Here is an 11,413-nt window from a genome sequence, read left to right as displayed (position 1 = left end):
GAAGGAGAAAAGGTACGGAGGATTTAAATGATCAGCAATAACCTTAAGACTATAAATGAAAATATAGAAAAAGCCTGTGAAAAAAGCGGCAGAAAAAAAGAAGATGTAAAGCTTATTGCAGTCAGCAAGACTAAGCCTGTAGATATGATAAATGAGGCTTATGAACTTGGAATCCGGGATTTTGGTGAAAACAAGGTAAAGGAGCTCCTTACTAAAAAAGAACAGCTTCCGGATGATATTTGTTGGCATATGATAGGGCATCTTCAAACCAATAAAGTCAGGTCAGTAATTAAGGCGGTAAAACTTATACATTCAGTTGACAGCCTAAGACTCGCAGATACGATAGATATTGAGGCAAGAAAGGCGGGTATAACTGTTGACGGACTTTTAGAAGTTAATGTGGCGGGGGAGGAGAGCAAATTCGGCTTTTCACCATCTGAGATAGCCGAGCTTCTTGATAGGTTCTCCCTTTATAGATTTTTAAGAATAAAAGGGCTTATGACAGTGGCACCCTTTGTGCATAATCCCGAAGATAACAGAGAAATTTTTAATAAATTAAGAAATTTGTCTGTTGACATTATGAATAAAAAACTTGATAATATTAGCATGAATTTTTTGTCTATGGGTATGACAGGAGATTATAGTATTGCTGTTGAAGAGGGTGCAAATTTTATAAGAATAGGCACTGGATTATTCGGGGCAAGATAGGGAGAGTTTTTAATGAGTATATTAAACAATTTTGTGGGGTTCTTCAAAATAAATCGTTCAGCCGTTGATGAAGACATTGAGAACGATGAAGATGAGTTGTATGAAGGCAGTGAATATGAGGCAGATGATGTTTTAGACGAATCTGAAAATCAGCCTCCTTATTCAAGGGCTATGCATTACAATACCACACCAAGACATGATGAACAAAGCCGCAGCGGTGTTGATCGTGCAGAAAGGAATATAGGCAGGATAAACAGGTCTTCTTTTTCCAGAGGCAATAGCAACATAACTCCGGTTTCCCCTGTAAAAGGACAGCCTGCAAATATGGAACTTTCTCATGTGAAACCAACAACTTTCAATGATTCTAGGTTTATTTCAGACTGTATAAAAGAACAAAAAGTTGTAATTCTCAATATGGATGGCATAAATAATGAGCTGGCACAAAGGATAATTGACTTTGCTTCAGGAGTAGCTTATTATTCAAATGGTAAATTAAAGAGGATAACCGGCAATATTTTTATAGTTGCACCTGAAGTAGTATCTATGTCAGGAAAATATGACGATGTTTCTTCCTCTGATCCTATGTCTATGTTTGCAGGCAGAACTATGTAGGGGATATTTATGGTTATTGATAAAGATGCCATTTTTTTATCAAGAAGAATTAAGGAACTGGCAGACAGGGCACTAAAAAGAGATGTATTTACACACACATCTTTTTTGAATCTTAACGAGCAGGCTGTTTTCTTCTCAATCAAAGACTTGCCGAAAGTTAATTACAAACTTATCGGGGGTTATGAGGCGGCAGAAAGAAAGGTAGTCTGCTTTTTTCCTGTTGTTTTTGAATTTGAAAATGATTTTGAGCAACTTTCGGATATCAATCAGAAAATTTTTGACTACATTTATATAAAACCTGTAAATGAAAAATTTTCAGACAGGCTTACACACAGAGATTACCTTGGAGCACTTATGAATCTAGGTATTGACAGATGTATGACAGGAGATATTGTGATGTCATGTGGTAGTGCTTATGTTGTGGTTCTTAAAAGAATAAGCCGTATAATTGCCGATAACCTTGAAACTGTAAAAAAAACAAAGGTGGCTGTAAGCATAGAAAACTGCTTTGATACAGCTATTTCCGATACAGGGTACATTAAACGGATTAATGTTATATCTATACGCATAGATGCACTTATTTCCGCTGTTTTTAATCTGTCAAGGGGTAATGCCGTCAGGTATGTTGATGCTGAAAAAGTTTTTGTAAACTCAAGATGTATTATATCCCATTCATATGCGCTTAAATCTGAAGATATTGTTTCAATCAGAGGACTTGGACGTTTTAAATACATCGGAGAGGAAAGTGTTACAAAAAAAGGCAGACTCATGGTTTCAGTTAAATGTTATGTTTAATTCAGATAAGATTTCAAACTGTAAATTTGCACAACTTCATATAAGTATAAATAAAGCCTTAGGCAGTATATCTGAATATGATATAGTTATAAGCAGAAATTTTTCAGGGCTTTCAGCTAAAATTGCAGATATAGGACTTGCAGGCAAAAAAGTCTGCATAATATGTGATGCAAATATAAAGAATTTTTATATACATGAGGTGAAGAAGTCCTTAAGCGGGGCTTCATGCAAGGTTTATACACATATAATACAGCCTGGAGAAAAAAATAAAATATTTGCTTCGGTTGAAAAAATTTATAAAACCCTTGTTTACAACAATTTTGAAAGAAGTGATTTTATCGCTGCACTTGGAGGCGGAGTTACAGGGGATATATCAGGCTTTGCTGCAGCGACATATATGCGTGGAATACGCTTTATACAGCTTCCTACGACTTTGCTTTCAATGGTTGATTCTTCAATAGGAGGGAAGACGGGAGTTGATTTTTTATCATTTAAAAACCTTATAGGAGCTTTTCATATGCCTGCACTTGTGTATACCAATATAGAAACACTGAATACACTTGACAGGCGCAATTTTTTATCAGGAATGGGAGAGGTTATAAAACATGCTCTTATAAAAAGTAACCGGTATTATGATTTTATAGAAAATAATGTAGATAATATAATAAAAAAAGACTTTGAAACATTGCTCAATCTGGTTTATATAAGTAACACCATTAAAAAAAGTATTGTCGAAAAAGATCCTGATGAAAAGAGCTGCCGGGCATTTTTAAATTTAGGGCATACTATAGGTCATGCACTTGAAAGAGAAAGTGTAATTACAGCATCCGATGAAACTGCACTTTTACATGGTGAATGTGTAGGTCTGGGCTGTATATCAGCACTTTATTTAAGCAATCTGTACAGCCTGCGTCTAAATGAAAACAGCCATAGTCGGCATCTTTTGGATATTGCAAGGCTTAAAAGAATTTTGGAAAGTTTTTTTCTTCCAATTAAATTTAAAGGAATTGATATAAATGATATATTGACCAGCTGTCTAAAAGATAAAAAAAATTCTGAGGGTAGGGTAGGTTTTGTGCTACTCAAAAATATAGGCAGTCCTTTTTTATGCCATGATATATCATATGATGAGATGAAAGGAGCCATTGAAACTATTTATGATTATAATGAAAAATAAAACCTCACAATATACATTTTTTATATTGGTATCAAGTCTTGCAGTATGGCTGGACATATTTACAAAAGCACTTGCCTCAAAATATCTTATGTCAGGTTATGTGTATAAGCTAATTCCTAACATAATTGAATTTACTTATGTTAAGAATCGGGGAGCTTCATTTGGGATATTGCAAAATCAAATGATATTTTTTTATGTAATTACTGCTGCAGTTATGGGTATGATATCTTATACTATTTATAAGCTGCCGTCAGAACAGAAATATTTTCCGTTTTATTTATGCATTTTATTTATATTTTCAGGAGCGTCAGGTAATCTTATAGACCGTGTTGTAAATGGTTATGTAGTTGATTTTATATATTTTAAACCTATTAATTTTCCTGTTTTTAATATGGCTGATATTTATATAACCGTTTCTGTTTTTTTCCTTTTTATACTTGCTGTTTTTATATATAAGGAGGATGACATGGCTTTTATATCATCGAAGAAAGGTTCAGACGCTAACACTAAAAGTGCTTCTGAAAGGATCGAACCGTTTTACGAACCGGACAGAAATAAAAAAAGTAAAAAATAAAATTAATATTTAAGTAATTGTACTACAATTATAAAGGATTTATTTTGAAGCATTATAATATTGAAGCAACGCTATCAGGAGAACGGCTGGACTCTTATGTGAATTCTTTGGGACTCGGATTTTCAAGATCCTATATACAGAAACTTATAAAAGATGGAAGTCTGCTTGTAAATGCTTTAGCAAGTAAAAGCAGCTACAAAGTTGAAACAGGAGACATTATAACATTCAGTGTACCTGACGAGGAAGAAATAGAGATAATTGCTCAGGATATACCGCTTGATATATATTATGAAGATGAAGATATGCTTGTTGTAAATAAGCCAAAAGACATGGTTGTTCATCCGGCGGCAGGACGTTATACCTCTACACTGGTAAATGCGCTGTTATATCACTGCGGCAATAATCTTTCAGACATGAACAGCATTCTAAGACCCGGGATAGTACATAGGATAGATAAAGATACTACCGGACTTTTGCTTATATGTAAAACCAATACAGCATATGTATCAATATCCGCACAACTTAGAGCACATAGTATAAAAAGGCTTTATAAAGCTATTGTATGCGGCATAGTAAATGAAGATGAAGGAATAATTGATAAGCCTATAGGAAGACATAATATAGATAGAAAAAAAATGGCTGTAGTTGATGACGGAAAAGAAGCAATCACTCATTACAGAGTGCTTAAAAGATTTAAAAATCATACTTATATAGAATGCCAGCTTAAAACCGGCAGAACTCACCAGATAAGAGTACATATGGCTTCAATAGGTCATCCTCTTTTAGGTGATACTGTTTACGGGCATCCTGTAAAAAAACTTCAGGGACAGACACTACATGCTTCACGAATAGGATTTAAACATCCTTCTTTTAGACAGTATATGGAATTTAATGCCCCTCTTCCTGAATATTTTAATGAACTTATAGAAAGTAATAAATTATAATATATTTTTTAGTGGAAATGCTTAATTAGTGTTTTCTTAAAGGCAGTATACTTTTAACCTTTTTGGCAGTATAATATTTATAATGAAATTTAAACAAATATTAAAAAGGAGATCCGGATTTATGTCTGAAAAATTAGTTATAACAATCGGAAGAAGATCAGGAAGCGGAGGACATCAGATAGGGCAGATGCTTGCAAAAGAGCTTGGTATAAAGTGTTATGACCAGGAGCTTCTTGCGATTGCCGCAAAAGAAAGCGGACTTTGTGAAGAGCTATTTGAAAACCATGACGAAAAACCTTCAAACAGTTTCTTATATTCACTTGTAATGGATACATATTCACTTGGCTATACTTCATCAGCTTATATGGATATGCCTATAAACCATAAAATATTTCTTGCTCAGTTTGATGCTATAAAAAAACTTGCAAAAGAAGAGTCCTGCATCATAGTAGGCAGATGTGCCGACTATGCACTTGACGGTCTTAAATATGTTACAACTGTTTTTGTAGGAGCGGATGAAGATTTTAGAATTAAAAGAATTATGGAAATGCATGATACAAATTATGACAAGGCAAAAGAATTTATGATTAAAACCGATAAAAGACGATCAAGCTATTATAATTATTACTCCAATAAAAAGTGGGGAGACTCAAAAAGCTATGATTTATGTCTAAATAGTGCAAGACTGGGAATTAAAGGCTCAGTTGAGCTCATAAAATCTTTTGTTAAAATAAAGGATTCATATAATTGATATAAGATATTTTACTAATTTTTAGAGGAGTTTTTATGAGATCTGATGAAGATTTAAACTTCAGGTCGGAGGAAGAACGAAGAAAATATCTTTCTGACCTTGTTAGATTGAGGCATATAAGGGAGCAGGAAAAAAGACATATAAATGATAATTACTATGATGACGATGACAGGATAGATTTTGATTTGTCAGATAGAGAAATGTATAATGATTACGAAAATGATGAATCAAATGAAATCTATGACGATGATTATGATTATGATGATGGGTATGAGCCATACTATGATGATGACTATGAAGCGGATCTGCAGCACCATATGCAGCCGTATAACGGGAATAATAAAAAACGCCGCAGACCTGAGGGCTATGGCAGAGGATATAAAGAGCCTGAATATTACCGAAGTACTGATAATGCCCGCAAGTTTGACAGAGATGCTAAAAGAAATGGCAAGACTGACAAATATGAAACTGGCAGTATGAATAAAAAACAGAGAAATGCATCTTCAGAGGCTCAGGATAAAATAAAAAAAACCGGAAAGAAAAAGAAAAATATATTTTTAAGGATATTTTTTCTACTTTTGCTTATTTTTATAATATATTTTGCTTATAATTATTTTACAAAACAAAAGGGTTATTACACAGTCGCTTTATTTGGTGTTGACTCAAGAGACGGCAATGTTGACAGAGGACTGTCTGATGTAAATATTATATGTAATATAAATCGAGAAACAGGTGATGTTCAGCTTGTATCGGTATATAGAGATACTTATGCCCAGATAGATGAAAAGGGTACTTATCATAAAATAAATGAAGCTTATTTCAGGGGTGGTGCAAAGCAGGCGGTACCTGCTCTTGAAAGGAATCTGGACCTTAAGATAGAAGACTATGCAACCTTTAACTGGAAAGCGGTTGCTGACGGAATTAATATATTGGGAGGGATTGATATCGAGATTACCGAGCCTGAATTCAGATATATTAATTCATTTATAACTTTTACAGTAAAAGGTACAGGTATACCGTCAAAACATCTTGAACATGCAGGTATGAATCATCTTGACGGTGTTCAGGCAGTAGCATATTCAAGACTCAGACTTATGGACACTGACTATAACAGGACGCAAAGACAGCGAAAAGTAATATCTCTTGCATTTGACAAGGCAAAGAAGGCTGATCTTGCCACCCTTAAAAAGCTGGCAGAAACAGTCCTTCCTCAAACCTCAACAAGCCTTACACTTGACGACTTAATACCGTTTATGACAAATATAAAAAAATACCACCTGACAGATACAACCGGTTTTCCATTTGATAAGGCAGGTGTCGATATAGGTAAAAAAGACTGTGTAGTGCCGGTTACTTTAAAAAGTAATGTTATAGCACTTCACAAGCTTTTGTATAAGGATGAACCGTATATACCAAGCCCTACACTTGAATCAATCAATAAAAAGATAATCCAGGACAGTGGGCTGGGCAAGGATAAAAATGATACTACACCTTCGCTTGACGACAATTCAGGCAAGATAGGACCTGAAAAAACAAAGCCTGCACAAAGTGCAAATCCGACCAATCCTCAAAAAGAAGATCAGGAAAAAAACTCAAAAGAAAATGAGGATAAATCGAAACAAACTTCAGTGCCAAATTCAGATACAAAAAGCTCTGATATTGAAAGCCGCAGCAAAGAGTCTCAATCTAAGGAAAGTTCAGACAGTAAGTCTAAAAGCAGTTCTGAAACTATTGAGTCTACAGCTCCAAAGCCTGACAAAACAACTTCATCACCTTCAATTATTGAAGATGATGAACCTGATACCACTGAGGCAGGTCCGGGTGTGAGTACAAAGGAAAAGCCAAAGGAGCCTACACCTGAAACTACAGAAAATAAAGGTCCGGGAGAAGAATAAGGTTATATAGAATTACTTATTCGCTAAATTCACGTTTAACGAATAGTTGTATTAATAATAAATAGGATACTTAATTTCATGATTCTTAGGATATTAAGTATCCTATTTATATTTGTAAATCTTAATTTTCATGTATATAACTTTTATGTTTCTAAACTGTAATCTCCCTCAGCGATTTTATCAAAACCTTCCGAAAAGACTCAATATTATATTAATATTTATCTGTACATATCTTTAAAGCTTCTATAGTGCATTTTATAAAAAAACGCATTAGAAAAGAGCCATCTTAAAATATTTAAAGATGACCCTTTCCTTTATAGGTTTTATATGGCTTTACAATTTAATGTCAGTTAACTCTTTAATTATACCGGAGTAATACTCCTGTATTTCTTTCTTTTTAAGAATTTATTTTGCTTTCTTTACAGAAATAACCTTGCCTGTAAAAGCATCAACTTCACTTAACTTTCCTGTATAAGTTACTTCCACTGTATCTCCCTCAGCGACTTTATCAAGACCTTCCGGCTTCTTGTCAAATGTAATAAGATACGGAGTGTTTTTATCATCAGTAATAGTGAACTGCATATCCTTTATATCTGAAATCTTTCCTTTTACAGTTGATTCTTTGCTGTCATCAGCTTTTGCACCGGCTTTTGTAGTTTCATCTTTGCCGCCTGCAGCCTTTGACATTTCTTTCTCAGCCTTTGAAACAGCACTGCTTCCGGCATTCTTTGCATCTTCCATCATAGATTCTGCACTTTCTTTTGCACTTTCCATCATTGAAGATCCAGACTCACCAGCTTTAGACAGTTCCTCACTTGCTTTTTGCTGTGCAGATGAAACTGTATTCTGCTGCTGTGATGAACATGCCATACTCATAATTGCTGCTGCTGCTACTATACCTGCTAAAATTAAATTTCTTTTTTTCATAATAAACTCCTTTAAAAAAATTTGCTAAGGTTTTAAACAGAACTCATAAATGAATCCCTTAATTTCCCTTTGCCATGACGTAGTATATACCATAAATATGAAGAACATACTGATTATTTTTTTAATTTTTTTTAAGAAAAAATTAAAAATCCATTTCAAATAATATTTTTATAACTATATAAAAATAATCTAAAATTAATCAATATTAGAATTTATCCGGAAATTCAGCAGATTTTTCTGCCATTTCTACTGCTGCCTCCTTTGTAGCAGCAACTGCAAAAAAACCTGCTTTATGGCAAAATACCACATTCTTTATACCGCAGGCTTTTTCAAGAGCTTCACCGCTTAATCCTCTCCAACTATCTGGAAACGGCTTTCTCTGTTCCATAAGATTGCCGGCGGATGGCGGAACTGCACGTATACACCAGTTTTTATCATGCCCTACATATATACCGTAGAGAATTTCCCGTGCAGATGGCAGTGTACTTGACAATACCTCTTCTATCCACCCTCCTATAAATCGAGACATCATAAGTATAGGACCTTGTCTCTTTGTTATAGCATCACGTACTACTGCTCCACCTTTTAATTTAGAGAGAACTTTTTTTATTTCAAGCACCAGAATTTCTCTTGCAGCATTACATGCCTTTATGAAGGCTTCATCTTTTGAAAGTTTATTTTCATCCCAATTTGGATTATACAAAGAAATCATTGCTGACACTGACATCTCTCCAACTTCCCTTGACTGCCCGTTATCATTGGCATCAATACCTTTAATAAGCTCATAATCAACCATGGCTTGTGCTTCCTGCAAAAATTTCTCATCACATCCAAGTACTTTTAAAACCTCTCTGCCATAATATTCCCATATAAGTCCTGCCGAGGAATATTTTATCCTATCAGATCTTTCCCTTTTAAAATCAATCTGATGATGATCAAAAAATCCATTTTGGGCATCATATCTTCCACCTACATCATAAACTATGCCCTGACTTTTTTCTAAAATATTAATATTTCTTGTTCTTACAACAACAGGTTCTTCTATAAAAGAAAGTATTGCAGTTGCAAAAACTTCATCAGCGTGATGCGGCGGTGTATGTGTATAAAGCTTTGCTTCAGAGCTGTCTTCAGGTACTACTCTTATTGTTTTATAATCCATTTTCCTTTTTTAATCCCTTTATCATAGTGTATCTTCCAAAGTTTAACAATATATTAATTTAACTATACTGTTTAACAAAATCAGGAGAAGCCACAAACTTTATATGCTATGACTTCTCCCATGTTTAAATTATTTTTATCATTTCTTTTTAGATTTTTTTATATTAAATGCATTAAAGCCCGGATAAACCGAAGCACATCCTAATTCTTCTTCTATGCGAAGAAGGCGATTGTATTTTGCAACACGCTCAGATCTGCTTGGGGCACCCGTCTTAATCTGGCATGTATTAAGTGCAACTGCAAGATCGGCAATTGTAGTATCCTCGGTTTCTCCTGAGCGATGTGAGGATATAGCTGTATATCCTGCACTATGTGCCATTTTTATGGCTTCAAGGGTCTCTGAAACTGAACCTATCTGATTAAGTTTTATAAGAATTGAATTACCGCAGCCGTTTTTAATCCCCTTTTCAAGTCTTTCAGTATTTGTAACGAATAAATCATCACCTACAAGTTGTACTTTTTTGCCAAGTACTTTAGTAAGCTCTTTCCAGCCGTCCCAGTCTTCTTCATCAAGTGCATCTTCTATTGAAATTATAGGATATTTGTCTACAAGCTTTTCCCAGTGCTCAATAAGAGTTTTTGACGTAAATTCAGTGCCTGCCTTAGGAAGCTTATATTCTCCTTTTTTTCCGGTTTTCCATTCACTTGCCGCAGCATCAATTGCAATCATAAAATCCTTGCCTGCCTCATAGCCGGCTTTTTTAATCGCTTCAATTATAATTTCTATAACTTCCTCATCACTGGAGAGATTAGGTGCGAAACCGCCTTCATCGCCTACTGAAGTGGCAAGTTTCTTTGATTTTAAAATTGCTGCAAGAGAATGAAATACCTCTGAACATTGGCGAAGTCCCTCTTTAAAGCTTGGAGCACCTACCGGCATAATCATAAATTCCTGTACATCAACTGTATTTGCAGCGTGTGCTCCTCCATTCAGTATATTCATCATAGGCACAGGAAGTCTATTTCCATTTATACCGCCGAGAAATCTATAAAGCGGAATATCAAGGCATGTCGCAGCTGCCCTTGCAGCGGCAATTGAAACTGCAAGAATTGCATTAGCACCAAGTTTTGATTTATCTTTTGTACCGTCCGCCTTTATCATTGCAGAGTCTATCGCATAGATATCCGCAGCATTCATACCTACAAGCAGATCATTAATTACAGTATTTATATTGTTTACAGCTTTTGATACACCCTTTCCAAGGTAACGAGATTTATCACCGTCCCTAAGTTCAAGTGCTTCAAATTCTCCGGTTGAGGCACCGCTCGGTGCAGCTCCTCTTCCCATACATCCGTCTATAAGATAAACCTCAGCCTCAACTGTAGGATTTCCTCTGGAATCAAGGATTTCCCTTCCTATTACTTTTTCAATTTCTAAGTAGCTCATAAAATGCCTCCTTGTATTTTTCTGTAAAGTATTTTTTACTATATTATACTTTATAAATAATTATCTCCAACTATCTTAACATATCTGCATAAATATAACCACAACATTTTATATATTTTAGGCTGATGTACTTTTTGACTTATGTATTTCCTCCTGTTTTTTTCTTTCTACAAACCTTCCCATATAATAAGCTATAATTCCTACTCCTATACCTGTCTGTACACAAAAAAGCAAACTTTCAACTTCTCCCGGGAGCTCTTTGCCAAGCAAGCTTTCTATAGGCGGTGTAAACCACGGTTCATATTCTCCGCCCTTAATTTCTGCTACAATCTCACTTCCGGCATCATCGGAGCCTCCAAATTCAGCATTTTTAAAGATAAATAAAGGAACTAATGCTAAAAGCACTGTAAGTATAAGCAATGATA

Annotated in this window: 12 protein-coding genes; 8 read left to right on the top strand and 4 right to left on the bottom strand. The window is 34.8% G+C overall.

From position 1 onward, the window contains the following. Positions 1-27: 27 nt before the first annotated feature. The 8 genes from HMPREF9333_RS04245 to HMPREF9333_RS04210 all read left to right on the top strand — a co-directional run bounded on the left by HMPREF9333_RS04245 (position 28) and on the right by HMPREF9333_RS04210 (position 7,456). Positions 28-708 (top strand): YggS family pyridoxal phosphate-dependent enzyme, encoded by a 681-nt coding sequence (locus tag HMPREF9333_RS04245; protein ID WP_005540045.1) that lies wholly within the window; start codon positions 28-30, stop codon positions 706-708. Between the two features lie 12 nt (positions 709-720). Further along, complete coding sequence (locus HMPREF9333_RS12175) at positions 721-1,320, top strand: cell division protein SepF (protein ID WP_005540043.1); 600 nt, start codon at positions 721-723, stop codon at positions 1,318-1,320. Positions 1,321-1,329: 9 nt separating this feature from the next. Then, a complete protein-coding gene (locus HMPREF9333_RS12855) occupies positions 1,330-2,115 on the top strand; it encodes a YlmH/Sll1252 family protein (RefSeq protein WP_005540041.1) in 786 nt (261 codons plus the stop codon). After that, the gene (aroB, locus tag HMPREF9333_RS04230) at positions 2,066-3,292 is read left to right on the top strand and encodes a 3-dehydroquinate synthase (RefSeq protein WP_050798100.1); all 1,227 of its coding nucleotides are present in this window, start codon (positions 2,066-2,068) and stop codon (positions 3,290-3,292) included. Before HMPREF9333_RS12855 ends, aroB begins: the two co-directional genes overlap by 50 nt. Next, on the top strand, positions 3,273-3,866 hold the full coding sequence (gene lspA, locus HMPREF9333_RS04225) for a signal peptidase II (RefSeq protein WP_242822310.1): 594 nt from the start codon (positions 3,273-3,275) through the stop codon (positions 3,864-3,866). The genes aroB and lspA overlap by 20 nt, the downstream gene beginning before the upstream one ends. A 44-nt stretch (positions 3,867-3,910) precedes the next feature. Then, on the top strand, positions 3,911-4,810 hold the full coding sequence (locus tag HMPREF9333_RS04220) for an RluA family pseudouridine synthase (RefSeq protein WP_005540036.1): 900 nt from the start codon (positions 3,911-3,913) through the stop codon (positions 4,808-4,810). Between the two features lie 121 nt (positions 4,811-4,931). Beyond that, positions 4,932-5,561, top strand: a complete 630-nt coding sequence (locus tag HMPREF9333_RS04215) for a cytidylate kinase-like family protein (RefSeq protein ID WP_005540034.1) — start codon at positions 4,932-4,934, stop codon at positions 5,559-5,561. A 35-nt stretch (positions 5,562-5,596) separates the two neighbouring features. Further along, positions 5,597-7,456, top strand: coding sequence for an LCP family protein (locus HMPREF9333_RS04210; RefSeq protein WP_005540032.1), 1,860 nt, complete (start codon positions 5,597-5,599; stop codon positions 7,454-7,456). A gap of 405 nt (positions 7,457-7,861) precedes the next feature. On the opposite strand, the gene HMPREF9333_RS04205 is transcribed toward HMPREF9333_RS04210, so the two are convergent. The 4 genes from HMPREF9333_RS04205 to HMPREF9333_RS04190 form a co-directional block, all read right to left on the bottom strand. Further along, positions 7,862-8,383, bottom strand: a complete 522-nt coding sequence (locus HMPREF9333_RS04205) for a hypothetical protein (RefSeq protein WP_005540030.1) — start codon at positions 8,381-8,383, stop codon at positions 7,862-7,864. 205 nt (positions 8,384-8,588) lie between these two features. Further along, entirely contained in the window at positions 8,589-9,542 is a 954-nt protein-coding gene (locus tag HMPREF9333_RS04200) for an MYG1 family protein (protein WP_005540028.1), read from the bottom strand. 138 nt (positions 9,543-9,680) lie between these two features. Continuing rightward, positions 9,681-10,988, bottom strand: a complete 1,308-nt coding sequence (gene eno, locus HMPREF9333_RS04195) for a phosphopyruvate hydratase (RefSeq protein WP_005540026.1) — start codon at positions 10,986-10,988, stop codon at positions 9,681-9,683. A 117-nt stretch (positions 10,989-11,105) separates the two neighbouring features. Next, positions 11,106-11,408 carry an energy-coupling factor ABC transporter substrate-binding protein gene (locus HMPREF9333_RS04190; protein ID WP_005540025.1) on the bottom strand — a complete coding sequence of 101 codons (303 nt, stop codon included), beginning with the start codon at positions 11,406-11,408 and terminating at the stop codon, positions 11,106-11,108. Positions 11,409-11,413: the final 5 nt, after the last annotated feature.

Origin of the sequence: Johnsonella ignava ATCC 51276 (assembly GCF_000235445.1) — a bacterium.
Lineage (GTDB): Bacteria > Bacillota > Clostridia > Lachnospirales > Lachnospiraceae > Johnsonella > Johnsonella ignava.
This window is presented reverse-complemented; position numbering and strand designations above follow the sequence as displayed.

Excerpts from the sequence above, each read along its gene's own strand:
- eno (WP_005540026.1), bottom strand. The coding sequence starts at position 10,988 with ATGAGCTACTTAGAAATTGAAAAAGTAATAGGAAGGGAAATCCTTGAT.
- HMPREF9333_RS04200 (WP_005540028.1), bottom strand. The coding sequence starts at position 9,542 with ATGGATTATAAAACAATAAGAGTAGTACCTGAAGACAGCTCTGAAGCA.
- HMPREF9333_RS04210 (WP_005540032.1), top strand. The coding sequence starts at position 5,597 with ATGAGATCTGATGAAGATTTAAACTTCAGGTCGGAGGAAGAACGAAGA.
- lspA (WP_242822310.1), top strand. The coding sequence starts at position 3,273 with ATGATTATAATGAAAAATAAAACCTCACAATATACATTTTTTATATTG.
- HMPREF9333_RS04245 (WP_005540045.1), top strand. The coding sequence starts at position 28 with ATGATCAGCAATAACCTTAAGACTATAAATGAAAATATAGAAAAAGCC.
- HMPREF9333_RS12855 (WP_005540041.1), top strand. The coding sequence starts at position 1,330 with ATGGTTATTGATAAAGATGCCATTTTTTTATCAAGAAGAATTAAGGAA.
- HMPREF9333_RS04205 (WP_005540030.1), bottom strand. The coding sequence starts at position 8,383 with ATGAAAAAAAGAAATTTAATTTTAGCAGGTATAGTAGCAGCAGCAGCA.
- HMPREF9333_RS04215 (WP_005540034.1), top strand. The coding sequence starts at position 4,932 with ATGTCTGAAAAATTAGTTATAACAATCGGAAGAAGATCAGGAAGCGGA.
- HMPREF9333_RS12175 (WP_005540043.1), top strand. The coding sequence starts at position 721 with ATGAGTATATTAAACAATTTTGTGGGGTTCTTCAAAATAAATCGTTCA.